General features: G+C 66.5%; 15 protein-coding genes and 4 pseudogenes. 8 read left to right on the forward strand and 11 right to left on the reverse strand.

The features are described from left to right. Window positions 1-193: 193 nt before the first annotated feature. Window positions 194-1,191 (forward strand): annotated as a pseudogene (locus tag CA951_RS45120) (alcohol dehydrogenase catalytic domain-containing protein); the annotation flags it as partial. A gap of 60 nt (window positions 1,192-1,251) precedes the next feature. Here the strand turns inward: CA951_RS45120 and CA951_RS45125 are convergent. The 5 genes and pseudogenes from CA951_RS45125 to CA951_RS18560 all read right to left on the reverse strand — a co-directional run. After that, window positions 1,252-1,353 (reverse strand): annotated as a pseudogene (locus CA951_RS45125) (fumarylacetoacetate hydrolase family protein); the annotation flags it as partial. A 70-nt stretch (window positions 1,354-1,423) separates the two neighbouring features. Beyond that, window positions 1,424-1,480, reverse strand: a pseudogene (locus CA951_RS45130) (hypothetical protein); the annotation flags it as partial. Window positions 1,481-1,659: 179 nt separating this feature from the next. Next, window positions 1,660-2,592, reverse strand: a complete 933-nt coding sequence (locus CA951_RS18550; protein WP_087558236.1) for an alpha/beta fold hydrolase — start codon at window positions 2,590-2,592, stop codon at window positions 1,660-1,662. Next, window positions 2,589-3,572 (reverse strand): VOC family protein, encoded by a 984-nt coding sequence (locus tag CA951_RS18555; protein ID WP_087558237.1) that lies wholly within the window; start codon window positions 3,570-3,572, stop codon window positions 2,589-2,591. The genes CA951_RS18550 and CA951_RS18555 overlap by 4 nt, the downstream gene beginning before the upstream one ends. A 16-nt stretch (window positions 3,573-3,588) precedes the next feature. Beyond that, a complete protein-coding gene (locus CA951_RS18560) occupies window positions 3,589-5,142 on the reverse strand; it encodes an FAD-dependent monooxygenase (RefSeq protein WP_087558238.1) in 1,554 nt (517 codons plus the stop codon). A 150-nt stretch (window positions 5,143-5,292) separates the two neighbouring features. Here CA951_RS18560 and CA951_RS18565 point away from each other — a divergent pair, with 150 nt between their 5' ends. After that, complete coding sequence (locus CA951_RS18565; RefSeq protein WP_143543069.1) at window positions 5,293-5,970, forward strand: TetR/AcrR family transcriptional regulator; 678 nt, start codon at window positions 5,293-5,295, stop codon at window positions 5,968-5,970. A 782-nt stretch (window positions 5,971-6,752) separates the two neighbouring features. On the opposite strand, the gene CA951_RS42845 is transcribed toward CA951_RS18565, so the two are convergent. Next, window positions 6,753-7,298: a hypothetical protein gene (locus CA951_RS42845; protein ID WP_143543070.1), complete on the reverse strand. Its 546-nt coding sequence runs from the start codon at window positions 7,296-7,298 to the stop codon at window positions 6,753-6,755. A 567-nt stretch (window positions 7,299-7,865) separates the two neighbouring features. Between CA951_RS42845 and CA951_RS44335 the strand changes: the two genes are divergently transcribed. The 3 genes and pseudogenes from CA951_RS44335 (at window position 7,866) to CA951_RS18590 (ending at window position 9,826) form a co-directional block, all read left to right on the forward strand. Further along, a complete protein-coding gene (locus tag CA951_RS44335; RefSeq protein ID WP_256973995.1) occupies window positions 7,866-8,327 on the forward strand; it encodes a hypothetical protein in 462 nt (153 codons plus the stop codon). 141 nt (window positions 8,328-8,468) lie between these two features. Beyond that, a pseudogene (locus CA951_RS18585) lies at window positions 8,469-9,380 on the forward strand (recombinase family protein); the annotation flags it as partial. 32 nt (window positions 9,381-9,412) lie between these two features. Continuing rightward, window positions 9,413-9,826, forward strand: coding sequence for a hypothetical protein (locus CA951_RS18590; RefSeq protein ID WP_179220234.1), 414 nt, complete (start codon window positions 9,413-9,415; stop codon window positions 9,824-9,826). An 83-nt stretch (window positions 9,827-9,909) separates the two neighbouring features. Here CA951_RS18590 and CA951_RS18595 read toward each other — a convergent pair whose 3' ends face one another. Next, window positions 9,910-10,317 (reverse strand): YciI family protein, encoded by a 408-nt coding sequence (locus CA951_RS18595; protein ID WP_087558347.1) that lies wholly within the window; start codon window positions 10,315-10,317, stop codon window positions 9,910-9,912. 90 nt (window positions 10,318-10,407) lie between these two features. Further along, entirely contained in the window at window positions 10,408-11,184 is a 777-nt protein-coding gene (locus CA951_RS18600; RefSeq protein WP_087558243.1) for an alpha/beta fold hydrolase, read from the reverse strand. A 104-nt stretch (window positions 11,185-11,288) separates the two neighbouring features. Here CA951_RS18600 and CA951_RS42855 point away from each other — a divergent pair, with 104 nt between their 5' ends. The 3 genes from CA951_RS42855 to CA951_RS18615 all read left to right on the forward strand — a co-directional run bounded on the left by CA951_RS42855 (window position 11,289) and on the right by CA951_RS18615 (window position 12,918). Further along, on the forward strand, window positions 11,289-11,615 hold the full coding sequence (locus tag CA951_RS42855; protein WP_143543071.1) for a hypothetical protein: 327 nt from the start codon (window positions 11,289-11,291) through the stop codon (window positions 11,613-11,615). Window positions 11,616-11,640: 25 nt separating this feature from the next. Beyond that, window positions 11,641-11,919, forward strand: a complete 279-nt coding sequence (locus tag CA951_RS44340; protein WP_256973996.1) for a nucleotidyl transferase AbiEii/AbiGii toxin family protein — start codon at window positions 11,641-11,643, stop codon at window positions 11,917-11,919. 240 nt (window positions 11,920-12,159) lie between these two features. Next, window positions 12,160-12,918 (forward strand): alpha/beta hydrolase, encoded by a 759-nt coding sequence (locus CA951_RS18615; protein ID WP_087558245.1) that lies wholly within the window; start codon window positions 12,160-12,162, stop codon window positions 12,916-12,918. 134 nt (window positions 12,919-13,052) lie between these two features. Here CA951_RS18615 and CA951_RS18620 read toward each other — a convergent pair whose 3' ends face one another. The 3 genes from CA951_RS18620 to CA951_RS18630 all read right to left on the reverse strand — a co-directional run bounded on the left by CA951_RS18620 (window position 13,053) and on the right by CA951_RS18630 (window position 16,193). Next, window positions 13,053-13,742 carry a response regulator transcription factor gene (locus CA951_RS18620; RefSeq protein WP_087558246.1) on the reverse strand — a complete coding sequence of 230 codons (690 nt, stop codon included), beginning with the start codon at window positions 13,740-13,742 and terminating at the stop codon, window positions 13,053-13,055. A gap of 76 nt (window positions 13,743-13,818) precedes the next feature. Beyond that, complete coding sequence (locus CA951_RS18625) at window positions 13,819-15,279, reverse strand: APC family permease (protein WP_087558247.1); 1,461 nt, start codon at window positions 15,277-15,279, stop codon at window positions 13,819-13,821. A gap of 86 nt (window positions 15,280-15,365) precedes the next feature. Continuing rightward, complete coding sequence (locus CA951_RS18630) at window positions 15,366-16,193, reverse strand: MoaF C-terminal domain-containing protein (protein ID WP_087558248.1); 828 nt, start codon at window positions 16,191-16,193, stop codon at window positions 15,366-15,368. Between the last annotated feature and the right edge of the window lie 19 nt (window positions 16,194-16,212).

Below are 16,212 nucleotides of genomic sequence, written 5' to 3' on the forward strand. Positions count from 1 at the left end.
GTCACCTCCCGATCCCGTCGCCAAATTCGTGCTATTCAGCAAATTGTCCTCTACCAGAGCGGCTCGCGAAGTTCACCGGACCGCCGTTGTGACGCCACGGATCACTGGTTCAAGCCAAATAAGATACGTATACGGACTGAGTATTCGGGTGCTGGAGTCACCAGAATCCATCCCCGCATCCAAGGAATCCGCTATGAGTGCAAACAGAGCAGTAACCTTCGTCGGCCCAGGCAAAGTCGAGGTTCGTGACATCGACTTCCCTACGTTGGAACTGCGGAACGGCCCAGGCATCAACCCCGCCAACATCGGGCGCAAGTGCGAGCACGGGGTCATCCTCAAGGTGATCTCGACCAACATCTGCGGCAGCGATCAACACATGGTTCGCGGCCGCACCACCGCCACCGAAGGGCTTGTTCTCGGCCACGAAATCACCGGCGAGGTGATCGTGGTAGGCCGTGACGTCGAGTTCATCAAGGTTGGTGACCTTTGCTCGGTACCGTTCAACATCGCCTGCGGACGATGCCGCAACTGCAAGGAACGCAAGACCGGAATCTGCCTCAACGTCAACCCAGACCGACCCGGCTCTGCATTCGGGTACGTTGACATGGGCGGCTGGGTCGGCGGACAGGCAGAGTACGTCATGGCCCCCTACGCCGACACACTGCTGAAATTCCCCGACAAGGACCAGGCGCTCGAGAAGATCCGCGACCTCACGATGCTCCGGATATCTTCCCAACCGGTTACCACGGCGCGCTGACCGCCGGAGTCCGCGCCGGCTCTACCGTCTACATCGCCGGTGCCGGCCCCGTCGGGCTCGCCGCCGCCGCCGGAGCACAACTGCTCGGTGCCGCAGTGGTCATCGTTGGTGACCTCAATGCCGACCGGCTCGGCCAGGCCCGCTCCTTCGGGTGCGAGACCATCGACATCTCAAAGGGTGCACCCCAGGACCAAATCGAACAGATCCTCGGCATCCCCGAAGTCGACGCCGCCATCGACGCCGTCGGATTCGAGGCCCGCGGCCACGGCGGCTATACAGGCCACGAACAACCCGCAGCCGTCCTCAACTCGTTGATGGAACTGACCACCGCCGGCGGTGGCATCGGCATCCCCGGCCTCTACGTCACCGGTGACCCGGGCGCCGCCGACGACGCAGCCAAAGTCGGAGCCTTGTCGCTGAGCCTGGGAACCGGCGACTGTAGCTGAGGCTAAGACCGGAGCGCTGGTCGCGTGCGTCCGCTCGATGGTGCGGAACTGCCAGTCGCGCACGCACACGTCGTTCGTCACGGTGAACCCGGCGATCGCATCGACGGCGTTGTCGAGAAACGCGCGATGGACGCCCCGCCCGATGACCACAACGAGCTCGACCTCCCCAGTCCAGGGTGTCGGTCTCGGCCGGCTTCACGATGTCGTCGTTCGCGCCGATCAGGGTGTCGGCGAACTTCGGGAACAGCGTCGGGTACGACGGCGGCTCGCCGCCCATCTCCTCGATGTGGTTTGCGTCGTTCTGCCCGACGCAGATCCCCTTCGGCGGATTCGGGATGACGGGAGTGAAGTCCGCGCCCTCGATCGGATAGGACGTGCCGGCGGCCGGAGCGTCGCGCCAGTCGGGTCGGGCGAGCAGTTCGCCGACGTCGGCCGCGCGAATGTTGGCGAGCTTGATCAGGTGTTGTCCTGTCGGGTCCGACGGTCGGACGGCAGGGTCGAAGGTTCGCCGAGAAACAGTTTCGCCTGCTCGACGAAACGCTCGGCTTGCTCGATCTGGATCCAGTGACCAGCGTGCGGCAGGACGTGGAGCTGTGCATTCGGGAGGTTCTCGGCGAGGTAGTAGCCGGCCCGGACCGGCAGCATCCGGTCCTCGCGACCGTGGAGCACCAGTGTCTCGTTCTTGATCTGCGCGAGCGCTTCCTCGCTGTACCCGACCGGGCTGAACGCAGGGTTGAAGGTCGCCAGATGGGAGCGGCGTACGTCGGGCCGGTTGGCTTTTGCAGCTCGGTCCGCCGCGATCTGGTCGAGTTTGCCGGCGAACAGATCGGTGTTGTCGACGAAACGGATGAGCAGGCCGGCCATGGCCTCTGGAGACGGGTCGTCGTAGAAGGTGATGAGCCGCATGAGGTCGTCGGTCGGCTTCATCGGTGCACCGCCGGACCCCATCAGGATCATCCGGTCGACGCGCTCGGGCGCGATCTGTGCGATGCGCAGCGAGATCATGCCGCCCATCGAGTTCCCGATGAAGTGGGCCTTGTCGATGCCCAGCGCGTCGAGCAGGGCGATCAGGGAAGTGGCGCGAAGGTCGGTGTACTCCGGCATTCCACCGACCGGTGCCGGGTCCGGATGCTCGGAGTCGCCGAAACCGAGGACGTCGGGTGCGATCGCGAAGTAGCCGGCCTCGGCGAACACCGGAAGCAGGTGCTCCCAGTTCGACGGTGCACTGACACCCGGCCCCGAGCCATGGACCAGCACAACGGCAGGGAGCACCCGATCACCGCAGGTGTAGACCCGGAGCCGATGGTCCCCGGCATCAACATCCCGGCTGGTGACCTGCCCGCTGACCATCGCTCCGCTGGCGGCCACGGTGTCACAGGTGGCCCTCACGACTGGACCTCTGCCGCAGCGGCGACGGCCTCGTCGACGGCTGCGCGCTGGAGCTCGTCGCCGCGGTCGGCACTCTCGATGAGCCACTTCCCGAGCTCCCGCGAGTTCTTGTGCCCCCACATCGAAATCGCGTCGTACTGGGTGACTTCCCAGGCTTCGTCGTCCTCGATGATGAGACCGCCCCAGCCGAACTCGACGGCAACACCGGAGGGTGAGTGGGCGTAGAAGGAGAACATCTTGTCGTTCGGGTGCACGCCGAGGGTCATGAGCAGCGGCACGCGGGCCTCGAGGATACGGTCGTAGGCCAGGCCGACGTCCTCGCGGAGGTTGTTCTCGATCAGGAAGTGGTGCAGCTTGAACGGCGCCGGGGCCTCGGCGATCGCGAGGGTGTGGTGGCGGCCGTTGCAGTGGGTGAACGCCGCGTCGATGTAGACGCCGGGCGCCATCTCCTCCTTGATGTAGTCCGACAGCTTGAAGCCGAGGTAGCCGTAGAACTCGAGCATCACGTCGCGCATGCCTTCTCCGCAGAGTAGGAAGATGTGGCCGGCACCCCCTTGCTGGGTCTGGAAGCCGCCGCTGTTGACATCGTTGCGGTAGGGCTCGGTCGCCGCGGCGAGACCGGTGATCAGCTCGACGCGGATCTGTTCCGGGTCGTGGGTGATGAAGACCCGCTGGACTCCGCGCTCGGTTCTGAGCGCTTCGTCGCCCTCGGTGACTTCGTGGCCTTGGGCTCGGAGCAACGCGACGACCTCGTCGAGGTCGGCATCGGACCCGCAGTCGTAACCGACGAACGAGACGTCGTTCTTCGGGCCGTGCTCGATGATGTGGCGGTGGATGCGGTCGTCGATCCGGAATGTGCGGACGTCCTCGGTGTGACGAGCCGGCATCACGCCGAGCAACTGTCCGAGGAAGCCGCTCCAGGCATCGAGGTCGGAGGCCTCGATGCCGACGTACGCGAGTTCTTTGACGGTGGCGGTCATGGTGACTCCTTGCTGATCAGAGAGCGGGGATGGAGAGGCCGGTGCTGTCCGCAGCGGCCACGAACCGATCGGGACGTACGACGACCACGCGGGCGCTGTACCTGCGAAGCCATGCGAGGAGGGTGCCGTCGATGTCGACGACGTCCTCGGGGCCCTCGGTGGCCTGGTCTGCGGCGCGCACGGCGACGTACCGGACACCGATCGCGTCCCATGCGGTCTTCTCCGCCGGGGACAGGACCGTGGCCGGGTCGACGTTGTCGCCGAGCACGACGAACCCGCTGCCGAGGAGGTCGTCGAGCGGCCCGATGAGACCCTGAACGTTGGCCGCACGTGGCTGCGGGATCATCCGGCCGACTGCGCCCTCAGGCATGCCCATCGGATCGGCGGAGATGCCGGTGAACCATCCGGCGGGGTAGGTCGGCGGCCACAAAAGCGGCGGCAGCTCGCCGGACTCCTGAGCTGCGGCCAACCCGGCCTGCTCCTCGGGCGTGAGCTCTTGCTTGATGATGCGGCCGAGTTGGATCGAGACGCCGGTGTAGAAGTCGACGTTGGGTCGCCGCTCGGCCTCGTAGGAGTCGAGGATTGTCTCGGGCAAGGTGCCGTCGAGGACGCCGGCCAGCTTCCAGGCGAGGTTGAACGCGTCCCGGATGCCCGACTGCATGCCGGATCCGGCCCACGGGGGCATGAGGTGGGCGGCATCGCCGAGCAGGAAGAGGCGCTCTCCGAGTCGCCACTTCTCGGCAGATCGGATGTGGTGGCTGTAGAACGCCCAGCCGTGGATGTCGATCTCCTCGTGCGAGACGCCGACCGACTCGAGCAAGGGCCAGATCTTCTCGGGGCTGTCGAAGTCGGCGTCGGTCTCGCCCGGGTTGAGTGGGATCTCCCAGCGGTGGTTGTCGCGGCCGAGCGCTATGTCGACGACGGGGCGCTCCCTGTCCGACCAGAAGGTGAGGATGTGGCGGTTGGGCCACCAGCGCTTGACCTTGCCGTCGATGACAACCCAGCGCACATCGAGCGTGTCGCCGAGGAGGTTGACCCCGAGGTGCTCGCGGGTGCGCGCCTCGCCACCGTGACATGCGAGTGCGTAGCGGGCGCGGACGCTCGACTCCTCGTCCGTCACCATGTCTCGGGTCGTCACGGTGACACCGTCGGCATCCTGGGCGACGTCGACCACAGTCGCTCCGTACTCCACGCGGATCTTGTCGCCGTAGCGCGAGGCGCCGTCGCGCAGCGTCTGCTCGAGCGTGGGCTGGTAGATGGCGTATGAGGTGGCGTGGCCGAGCTCGCCGGGTGGGAACGATGTGCGGAGCAGCTCGGCGCCGTCGTAGGTGATCCACCGCAGCGCGACTGTCGGGTCCATCTCGGCCTTGGCCTGCTGGTCCAGGCCGACGGACTGGAAGTGGCGCATCGTCCAGTCGTTGACGGTGACGGCGCGAGCCCGGGCGTAGATGTCGTGGTCGCGCTCGAAGGCGATTGCGGTGACCCCGAGCGCGCCCAGCGCGTTCGCGGCCGCGACGCCGGACGGGCCGTATCCGATGATTGCGACGTCGGTGTCGTAATTGGTGCTCATGGCACTCCCTCAAGTTCTGGACTGAACGTTCCAGACAGAAGTCTGTGGCCCTGATTACACTCGCAGCGGTCACGCCTGTCAAGAGTTCTGGAATAAACACTCCAGAAACACCGTGGCCAGCGGTGCCCTCGCGCACCTACACTTCGTCGCGTGCCACCAGCAGCGAAGCGACCGAACAAGCGCATGGCCCAGGGTGCGAGGTCTCGCGACGAGATCCTCGACGCCGCCTCCCGGATGATGGCCACCCGCGGATTCGAAGGAACGAGCGTCGCCGACATCGCCCGCGAGTCAGGCCTGCCGAACAGCTCGATCTACTGGCACTTCAACTCCAAGGCCGGCATCCTCGCGGCGGTGATGGAGCGGGGCGCGGAGCGCTTCTTCGCCGACGTACGACCGTCGCCGGCACTGCCGGACGAGACTGCGGACGCCCACCTACACCGAGCTCTGCGCGGCGTCGGCGAGGTTTTCGTCGCCCACCCGGAGTTCTTGCGGCTGTTCGTCATCCTGTTGTTGGGCAACGAGTCCGACGATATCAGGGAGATCGTGCATCGGGTGCGTGAGCGCGGACGTCAGAGCCTGAACACCTTGCTCCAGGCCACCCTCGGGCCATGGGGTGAGGCGACGGCCGCCCGTGTCAGCGACCGCATCGTCGACTTTGCCCTGGCGGGATTCGACGGCGCCTTCCTTGCCCTGCAGGCCGGTTCTCCGACCTCACACGAAACCCTGATGTCCCAGCTGGCCGACTCCGTCATGGAACTCGCACGCGGCGAACGGGAAGTTCAGCCGACCCCCCTGAGTCGCCCGAGTGTAGTTCGCCGTCGCCATTGAGGCAGGGTCCCCGCCGGCGCGAGCACGATGCCGAACCGCCTTTCCTGCGGTATCGGGTTCTCGGGGACATGGCCGCGGCGCACTGCCCAACGATAGAACCCAACGATAGAAAGTGTTGACCGCGGACACTTCCCGGTTCCATGTGGCGCCGGCGACCCGCGGACCCTCGGGATCGCGGCGGCGCCCACCAGATAGGCGACGTGATCTTCTTCGGTCGAATCGCGCCACGAGCGGCCCCCGCGAGCCGCGGTCAGGAAAGAGAAAAAGTCCGCGATGTTCCACGCGTACCCGTGCTGGGTCACCGGCGACAATCCCACGACCCCCGAACTCCGGAAGTTTCAGTTCAGCAGCACGTCGAACTCAAACGCCGGCGACAACAAGAACGGAGCGCCGGCCATCGTGTCTTCAGGAAAGAACCCAGACGCACGGCCTTCGACTGTCCCGCTCGCAGAGGGACGGGGAACCCCGGCTCAGAGGCGACATGCCGACACGGCGCGCGGCGGGGACGGCACCGAATGGGTCGCCGTCGGCGAACTGAGCGCGCAGTCTCCGGACGGCCCGCGCCGGCGACTCGATCTCGATGCGCGGACTCGCGGCACGGTGCACTGGATTCAGCCGGATCCGTATACCGATCCAGCAAACGCGGACGTCATGGCGAGAATCTCGGTGCCGATGCCGCGTCCGCGGCTGTCGGACGAGACGGCGGGCCAGTGACCCTGTTTATACGCTCCGACCTGTCTGTCAAGCTTTTTCAGAGAAGCGGCGGGCCGGATGTCCTCCAACTATCGTCGCATTTCGAAGGTGACCGGATCGTGCTTCCAGGGATCTGACCAGCGGAACCGTACCGCTTTCGGTACTCCGTTCAGCACCCAGGAAAGCGAACTCGGGCGTTGCGTGACCCGGTGAAGTGGATTGATCTCGTCATCGTGCAGCAGTGCTTCGGACTGGTTGAACAGGCAAAGCGTGAAGCTGACACCTGCCAGGTCGACGACCCCGCCGAACAGCAATTTCGGATCGTGTTTGATTAGTGGTGCGGCCGACCACCAGTCGCTCGTGACCGTCTCGATTCGGGTGAACGGATCGAACGACAGATGCGTGTTCGAGAGATCACCCGTCACACCGAGTCCCCACGCGCTGGGCCAGCCCGCACGATCGAGCAGCAGGTCGATCGCCTCGTCGGAGACGAGAGTCGTTACGCGCTCGCCGTTGTTCCCGGTGAGCACGTCCGCGGCGGCATGGGTGATCAGTAGTTTGAGTACCCATCGCTGGAAGTCGTCTCCTGACACCTCGACCTCGTCTGGCTCACCCCAGGTGCCGGCTCCGTTCATGTATCGGAGAGCGATGCTGCGCAGGAAGGTCGCGAAGGCGAGCGCTGCTCCGTCCGCATTGCTGAGACCATTGTTGTGCGCCGTGCAGAGGACATTAGCGACGAATCTCCTTGGCTGGATGCCGACGGGGATCCGGTAATTCGGTGTGGGTTGGATCCGGACGCCGGGGTCGTCGAATGTGTAGAGGCGGATCAGCGCGTGAGATATGTAGTGCTCGCCCGAGATGGTGGTCGAGCAGCCGCCTCTCGTGTTCGCGTAACACTTCGGGTGCACGTAGCTCGGGTCCGTGTCAGGCATCTCCGTTTCCTATCTGTCGAGGTCGCAAGAGGCGGGCCCGGAATCTCGCAGACCGAACCCGAGCATAGGGGCGACGGCCGACACCACAATCCACACGTCACCCTTCGCGTTGATTCGCGAACGCCGAACCGAATCCCCCGACCTCAGTCCGAATTCGAACCCACGTCTCACATCCCTCACTGGATCGCCCGGTGACGATGCGCCGCCCGTAGGGAGCGTTTCATGAGCCGTCTTCGTACCGCCACCGATGTTCTCGCCGCGATCCCCGCGATGCTGGGATTCACTCCGGTGCAGTCCATCGTGGCGATTCTGCCCGGTGAGTTCGAGGCCGACGGCATCACCGGAACCCGTATCGTGCTCGCGGCCCGCTATGACGCCGACGACGGTCCCACCCACCGCGCACCGCTTCACGCAATGCACGCGACCGCGCTGCCCGTGCGGCGCGGTCGGGCCCGTACCAATGCCATGTCTGTCCGCGGCCGCCGCCGCGCCCCCTTCACGCCCATCCCGGCAAGATTCTGTGCTTGCGTGCCGAGCACGACGTGCGGACGACCCAACGCTTCCGACGACGCCCGCACACAGATCGGGTTGTCGCACACTTCGTGCAACGCGACCGCGAAGTCGTCGACGCCGCCCGCGACACCCTCGTCATCGGCACCTGAACACCCACAATCACCCCGAGGACGATCTGATGACCAGGATGCTCGGATACGCCCGCATCACCTCGCTTGACCGAAAGCCGCCTCGCGCTCCAACACGACGCGCTCGCCGCGGTCGCCTGCGAACGCATCTTCACCGACACCACCCCCGCAGCAGGCGCACCGCAACCACAGCTCGAGGCCGCCATCGCCGCGCTCGAACCGAAAGACTTGCTCGTCAGACCAGAACCCCGACCATCAGGTCGACGCGCTGCGCCGCGCCGGGGTGGCCGCCGAGAACATCCACATCGATCACGCGGGCGGGGCGAAAGCCTCTCGCCCGCAACTCGATCTGGTGCTCCAGCGGCTTCGCGCCGACGACGTCCTGGTGATCACCCGGTTGGATCGGCTCGGACGGTCAATGCTGCACCTGATCACGCTCGGCGCCGACCTGAGCGAACGCGGCATCGGTCTGAAGGTGCTCGAGCAGGGCATCGACACCGCCACGGCCGAGGGCCGCGCCATGTTCGGGATGCTGTCGGTCCTGGCCGAGTTCCAGCGCGAACTCATCGTCGCCAACACCCGCGACGGGCTAGCCGCCGCCCGGGCCCGCGGCCGGAAGGGTGGCCGGCCCTCGAAGCTCAGCCCGGACCAGATTCGACTCGCGCAGCGCCTGTACGACGCCGGGGAACACACCGTCGCCCAGATCGCCGACATGCTGAAAGTGCCGCGCACCACGGTGTATGGGCATCTGAACAAGCGCGTGGACATCGCACCGATCACGCAGGAGATCCTGGTCGCCGATCCACCTGCACCTATACCCACCTCTCGAACGTGTCCGACCTGCGGGCACGAACCCACCACTCGCGCCGAGGCAGCGCACCAACGCGCTGACCTCGCGGTGATCTGGCTCCACCCCGATCCCGAGCACCGCGGAGCGGTCATCAGCCGACAGCACTGCCATCAATGCGAACCCGGGCAGCCAGCTTTCGACGTCGCCTGCAGCGTCTGCGGCGACGGACCCATCCTCGCCGGGGCTCTCGCTGAGAAGGCCGAGAACGGCGAGCTCAGCGAGCCGGTCCAACACTGGCTCGCCAGCGCCGGGTGGACCGTCACCCCTGATCTACTCTGCCCGGGCCACGCATGATGACGCCGACGGCATCTCTCTGCCACCCACGGATGAATACGACACCTTTCGAATACCGCACCCCACCAGTCCTCGGGGCTGACCGCCGGGCCACCGGGATCGCCGACCTGCCCGATTCCGCAGTCCTGGACGCGCTGCACGTCAACCTGGTGTGGAACATCGTCAACCGTCTGGCCAACGCGTTCGGGTTCACCCTCCGCGAGGGCCGACTGCGCAGCGGCACCCGAGCGCTGCACCGGTTCGGCTACAGATTCCCGCGCTTCCTGCTCGCCGACTGGCCGACTGGCCGACCACCGACCACGGTGACGTCGCGGCGGACGGCCCGCTTCCCGAACCGTGGTAGCCCTACGTCACCGCCGTCCGTGACGCGTCGTACACGATCACCGACACCGACATCGCCCGGCTCACCGCCGCGGGGCACACCGAGGATCAGATCTTCGAGATGACCGTTGCGGCAGCGGTCGGCGCGGCGCTCCGCAGCTTCGACGCCGACCGAAGCACGCTCGGTCTCGAAGCCTGATCCGGACTGTCAGTCCACGATCGTGGGCGGCTCGGTCAGGAACGGGCGCAGCTCTAGCCATTCGTGGATCGGCTTCCCACCCGCACCCGGCGCCGCGGACAGCTCGCCGGCGAGTTCGAGGGCCCGCTCGTAGGTGTCGACGTCGATCATCATCCAGCCGGCGATCAGGTCCTTCGTCTCCGCGAAGGGGCCGTCGGTGACCGGTGGGCGTCCCTCGCCGTCGTAGCGGACGAACGTCCCCTCCGGGGCGAGCGCCTGACCGTCGACGAACTCCCCGGTCCCCTCCAGCTTGGTCGCGAAATCCTGCATGTACTGCACGTGCGCCGAGATCTCCTCCGGCGTCCACTCGGCCATCGGGACGTCGTTGACCGCCGCCGGCGCGCCGCGGTAGTGCTTGAGCAGCAAGTACTTGGCCATCATGTGCTCCTTGGTACTGGTGCGACCCATTCTGGTCACATTCACCACGGGGACGGAGCCGATCATCGGTTCTCGACAACGCCTCCAAAACTATTTTCGATCGAGCCAGTCGCCGAACAGCGCGGCGAGCAGCTCGGGCCGCTCGTGTACGAGCGCATGGCCGGCGTCCTCGAGGACGGCCAGGGTGGCGTGCGGATAGCGCTCGGCCAATTCGCACGCGTCGGCGTACCCGGCGACCGAATCGCGCCGGCCCGCCACGATCACCGTCGGCCCCGCGAACGCACTCGACCCGACGTCGACCGCCCACCCGGCGAAGATGCGTCCAAGCGCCTCCTCGTCGACGAGCGTCGTCCCCGGCACCACGTGGTCGCGGTAGCGGCGAGCGGTGGCCCGGGTGCGCACGACGAAGTACTCGTCGAACCCCGCCCACAGCGCACGGTCGAGTTCGTCGTAGGCTTCGGCGTCCCGACGAACCACGCTGCGCTCGGGCACATTCCGCGACCGCTCGGCGACCGGGCACAGCAACGCCAGGCCGAGCACCACGTCCGGTCGCTGCGCGGCCACACCACGAGCCAGATAGGCGCCGTAAGAATGCCCGACCAGCATCACCGGGCCCGCCCCGAGGCCGTCGATGAAGGCGGCGAGCAGCGTCACCACATCGTCGTTGCAGGTCAGCCCGTCCGCTGTCGACAGGCCCATCCCCGGCAAGTCCGGGTATATGCGTCGATACCCTGTGCCCGGAACGACGGCCTCGATCGCCGCCTCGATCTCACGATGATCCACGCCGGCGCCGTGCAGGGCGACAATCGGCACGCCACTGCCGTGCTCGACCCAATGGACCACGGCTTCGTCGATCCGGCGTTCCATGGCAACACCCTAACGATCCACGGCGCCCCTCAGTCGATTGCGAGCCACCAGACATTTCGTCGGCTTAGACCCTACGAAATGCGCACTGGAAGGGTGGGAGTTCTGTGACACGAGCACACACCACCGCCGTACCGGCGCCCCTTGCCCGGCGACCGCTGCGAACCTTCCGCCCCAAGGGGCATCAGCACGGCACGCCTGCACCACGCGATACCCCACTCGGGGCCGCACTGGTGACCACCCCCGAGCAAACCATCCTCGATCTGGCACGGTGGCCGCAACTCGGTGACGCCGAGATCGAAATCCCCACCGCGATCGCGGCCCTCCATCAACGCAGCGACCCCACGCGTCCAGCCGCCCTCGCCACCGAACAACACGGTATGACCGCCGTCCTCACCCGAGCTCATCTCATTACTCCTGGCCTACATCAGTGAACATTTCGCCGATCGACTGCACTTCATCGGTGGCACCGCACTCGCCCGCACACACCTCCGCGACGGGCGGCTCAGCGAGGACATCGATCTCATCTCACTCGACCCGCGACGCAGCGCGCTGGCCGCCGACCTCGACACACAGCACTCCACCGATCCCAACAGCGATCGCACGGCCGACTCGACTGGGCGCCGTCGCACTGTTCCGCAAGTACGGACCCACCGGCGGGAACCCCGGCGACGCACCGTCCGCACCGTCTGGTCGCACCTCCGCCCGTACAGCACTGCGACGCGTGCCGGAACATGAACCGGAGGTCGGCTGGAAGGCCAAGTCGCCGATCCACGGTCGTGAGACTCGACGGGCGGAAAATGGTTGGCAGGCACGGCGCCCGCACTGCTAACGTTCGGAGGACCGTGACTTCGAGCGAGGAGGTGAGACCCATGAACGCAGTACGCAGGTGGGTGCTCCCGCTCTTCACGGCCGGGCGATCGACGTAGATGTCGCCGGGAGCGCCTCGACAACAAGGCAATCCCGAAAGGCAACACCATGCACTTCACCTCTGAGACATCGTCGAACGGTGTCATCGAACGCAACTTCACCCTGGGCGAGATCACCGGCGTGCTCTGGTCACCCGTATCCGGAAGCGTCGGTGCACCGCTGCTGCTGTCAGGGCACAGCGGCGGCATGCACAAGAAGGCGCCGGGACTGGTCGCCGGCGCACTCCACTGCGTGACCACCTACGGATACACCGTCGCCGCCATCGACACCCCCGGACACGGTGACCGGCCGCGCAACCCTCAGGATCAACGGTCAGCCGACGCGATCCACCGGGCCCGGGCGGCTGGGGAACCGATCGCCCCGATCGTCGTCGACTACAACAGGTGGCTGGCGGAGCGTGCGGTGCCGGAATGGCAGGCAACGATCGACGCGCTGCAGGCGCTGCCCGAGATCGGCGCCGAAACGGCGATCGGCTACGGCGGCATGACGTTGGGTGTCGTGACCGGGCTGATGCTGGCGACGGTCGAATCCCGGATCGCCGCCCTGAGCATCGGCGCGGTCTTCGTCGACGACGCTCTGATCGAGACGGCACGAAAGATCACCATCCCGGTCGAGTACCGGATTCCGTGGGACGACGAATACATCGACCGCCACGCCGGTCTCGCGTTGTTCGACGCCTTCGGCTCGAGGGAGAAGACCCTGCACGCCCACTCGGGCGGGTACAACCAGGTGCCGGAATACGAGCGCGACAACTCGGCCCGGTTCTTCGCCCGCCACCTCCGCCGGGCCGGCGCGACACCAGCCTGACATGACCGGTATCGGCGGCCGGACACCGGCCGGCCGCCGATACCGCTGCCACCCTTTCGGGTCCGCATAACGCTCGCGAGCCACCCGGCGCCACAAGGGCGCAAGGTCCAGACGCTCGGCGACGCCCGCGTAGATCAAGCGTGCAGTGTGAACCCGATCCCGCGGACCGTGTGGATGAGGGGCGGGATGCCGCTCGATGCAAGCTTGCGGCGCAACGAGCTGACGCACATGTTGAGTACGTTGGTGCGGGTTTCGCCGGGATAGCCCCAGACGGTACGGAGGAGGTGTGGGCGGCTGACGACACGGCCTGTGTTCTGGGTGAGGATGCCCATCAGTTCGAATTCGTTTCTGGTCAGGAAAATTCGGGCGTCGTGTATTTCGACTGTCCCGCGCGCGGCGTCCAGGGTGATGTACGCGGGGTGTGACGGATTCAGCGCCGGGGGTGCGAGGCGCCGGAGCAGGGCGCGTAGCCGGGCGATGGCTTCATCGTGGATAACCCGGGCGGTCAGGACGTCGTCGGCGCCGGCCTCGAGGAACGCGCACACGCTGTCGGAGTCGGTCGGTTGCGGTCCGGTGATCACCACGATGCCGATGCCCGGTTCTGAAATTCTGACCGCCCGTACGGCCGCGAGGCCGTCGAAGCCCGGCACTCGGGAGTCGATGATGACGACATCGGGTCGCTCAGGCGTGGAATGCACGGCTGCTCCACGGATCACGCGGAATCCGGCGTCGGCTGAGAGCCGCGTGATGAGTGACGCCTCCCCGCGTGGCGGGAGGGCGAGGATGATCGCCGGTGTCGAGGCCGGAGTGAACGGTGGGGTCATTCGCAATATCCGAGGTGGTTTGTGTGTGCCGACTGGGGCACGGCCGGGACTGTACGGGCGGCGGAGTGGGGGTTTGTCAGACGAGTTCGGCTTGGTAGTCGATGTTCGGGCGTAATGCCGCCCAGCCGAATCCCAGTGCCGCGCAGAGCGGGATCAGCAGCAGCAGCCATCGTGCGACGCCGCCCTGCCCGCCGAGCAGAACGCCGTAGTTCTGCACGGCGAGCCATACGACCACCGCGAACCCGAGCAGTGCGCCGGCGGGTGCCACCTTGGTTTTCCAGATGCTCGTTTCCAGGCGGGTGCGGGCGAAGAAGGCGATGATCGATGCCGAGGTGAGGGCGAGGATCACGATGAGCGAGACGGTGCCCAGGGACAGCAACCAGCTGAAGGTGACGGTGATCGGATCTGCGCCGGCGAGTTCGAAGGCAGCGAGGATGATCGCGAGCGCGATGCCGACCACCAAGGCGGCCGCCGCAGGGGTGCCGGTCTTGGCGTTGGCTTCACCGAGTCGGTGCGGCAGCACCTTCGCTCGTCCCAGTGCATAGAGGTAGCGAGACAACATGTTCTGGAAGCCGATGAGCATGGCGATGAAACTCGTGACGACCAGGATCTCCATCGCCGTGCTCAACCAGGGACCGACTTCGGCCTCGGCGATGGCGAACACGAATCCGGCCGGGTCGTCGGTGGCGGCGGCCTGGACAGCGTCCGCGCCGACGGAGTTGCCCAGCGCCCAGGTCGTCAGGGCGTAGAAGACGCCGATGAACGCGATCGAGGTGTACACGGCGCGGGGAATGGTGCGGTGGGGGTCCTTTGCTTCCTCGGAGAAGACGACGGTGGCCTCGAAACCGGTGAAGCAGGTGATGCAGAACAGGAACGCCACACCGAGCCCCGGACCGACCAGTGCGGACGGATCGAAGGCCGCCAGCGAGTTCCCCGAGATGCCACCCCCGACGATGATCGCGACGTCGAGCACGACGAAGGCGGCGATCTCGAGCAGCACGAGCAGTCCCAGCACCTTCAGACTGACGTCGACACCGCGGACCGTGAGGGCGGTGACCAGGGCCAAGGTGGCGAACAGCAGCACCCACGCCGGTACGTCGACGCCGAGTTTGTCGGTGATCAACTGTTGCGCGAACACCGAGTACTGGGACCACAGGGCCGCCTGCAGGGCCGTGTAGGCCAGGATGGCCAACCCGGCGGCGGCCGTGGCCAGCCGTGGCCCGAATCCCTGCGCGATGTACGCGACGAAGCCGCCGGCATTGGTGATGTGCCGGCTCATCGTCACGTACCCCACGGAGAAGACGACGAACAACAGGGCCGCCAGCAGATACGTCGCGGGGGCGGCGACACCGTTGACGGAGAAGACGACGGGTGAGGCGCCGACGATCGCGGCCATCGGGGCGACTGCGGCGACGACGAAGAACACGATCGCCGCGACCCCGAGCCTGCCTGCCCGCAGCCCCGCCCTCCCCTCCCCAGGGGGCTCGTTGTGACCTGTGTTCTGTGGCGGGACGGCCTGGTGGGGAGGGGTGGACATTGGAGCCTCCGAAGAAGGGATTCGCGGGATAGTGAGGGTGGGTGTCGCGGCGTGTTCGTGGGTGACCGTTGGCGGACGGATCCGCGTCAGGCCGTGGGGCCGGGGCGGGCGTCGTCGACGGACGGGGTGCGCTCGAATTCGCGCGCGTACGAGCCCATGGTGATGTTGACCAGGTCACCGCTCTGCTGGTCGATGCCGAACTGGATGCCGACGGTGCGGAGGGCGTTGAGGTCGACCAGGACCATGCCCTCGACGCCGACGTTCTTCTCCAGCCAGGAGAAGAGGTACGTGTTCTCACGCAGCTTCCAGTAGGTGCAGCTGTCGGTGTCACCCACACCCAGCTCGGCGCCGCCGATGCACAGCCAGGTGAAGAGGTTCTCGTTGAGGTAGACGTGGTCGTAGACGTCGTCGCCGCTGTAGGCGTAGCGCACCCGGCGCCCGATCAGCTCGCCGGTCGGCTCGTGGGCGTCAGCCGCGGTGGCGGCGCTGCCGGCGATCTGACCCTGGAACCAGCGCTGCCGGGCAAGGTGGGGGTGGGGGCCGAGTCCGACTTCGCCGACCGCGCCGGTGACCTGACCGGTGGTCAGATCAAGGGCGGCGCTGACGACGACCGGGTGGTCCTCGCCGCTGCGCCGGTAGTGGAGGTAGAACAGTCCGGGCTGCATCTCGAACAGTTCGTAGTTCTCGGTGCCGGCCTGCTCGCCGGTGCGCCAGCTCAGTTCTGCTTCGGAAAATGCGTGGGTGAGGGTGAACTCGTCACCCGAATCCACGAAGCGGGCGTTCAGGGTTAGTTCCCGGCCGTCGAGGGCGCAGCTGTAGGCGGGCCGGTATTCGTCGAAGCCGTCGGCCATCTCGCTCAGTGAGGCCCAGTCGTCCTTGTTCCAGCTGAAGGCCGAGGTAGTGGAGGTGCTCATGGTGTCAGGTGTCCTTGGA

The sequence above is a fragment of the Rhodococcus sp. NCIMB 12038 genome, from assembly GCF_002165735.1.
Classification (GTDB): domain Bacteria; phylum Actinomycetota; class Actinomycetes; order Mycobacteriales; family Mycobacteriaceae; genus Rhodococcus_F.

Coding starts and splice junctions, on each gene's coding strand:
- CA951_RS18555 (WP_087558237.1), bottom strand. CDS start 3,572: ATGACCGCCACCGTCAAAGAACTCGCGTACGTCGGCATCGAGGCCTCC.
- CA951_RS18560 (WP_087558238.1), bottom strand. CDS start 5,142: ATGAGCACCAATTACGACACCGACGTCGCAATCATCGGATACGGCCCG.
- CA951_RS42845 (WP_143543070.1), bottom strand. CDS start 7,298: ATGAACGGAGCCGGCACCTGGGGTGAGCCAGACGAGGTCGAGGTGTCA.
- CA951_RS44335 (WP_256973995.1), top strand. CDS start 7,866: ATGCTGGGATTCACTCCGGTGCAGTCCATCGTGGCGATTCTGCCCGGT.
- CA951_RS18590 (WP_179220234.1), top strand. CDS start 9,413: ATGAATACGACACCTTTCGAATACCGCACCCCACCAGTCCTCGGGGCT.
- CA951_RS18595 (WP_087558347.1), bottom strand. CDS start 10,317: ATGGCCAAGTACTTGCTGCTCAAGCACTACCGCGGCGCGCCGGCGGCG.
- CA951_RS18600 (WP_087558243.1), bottom strand. CDS start 11,184: ATGGAACGCCGGATCGACGAAGCCGTGGTCCATTGGGTCGAGCACGGC.
- CA951_RS18615 (WP_087558245.1), top strand. CDS start 12,160: ATGCACTTCACCTCTGAGACATCGTCGAACGGTGTCATCGAACGCAAC.
- CA951_RS18620 (WP_087558246.1), bottom strand. CDS start 13,742: ATGACCCCACCGTTCACTCCGGCCTCGACACCGGCGATCATCCTCGCC.
- CA951_RS18625 (WP_087558247.1), bottom strand. CDS start 15,279: ATGTCCACCCCTCCCCACCAGGCCGTCCCGCCACAGAACACAGGTCAC.
- CA951_RS18630 (WP_087558248.1), bottom strand. CDS start 16,193: ATGAGCACCTCCACTACCTCGGCCTTCAGCTGGAACAAGGACGACTGG.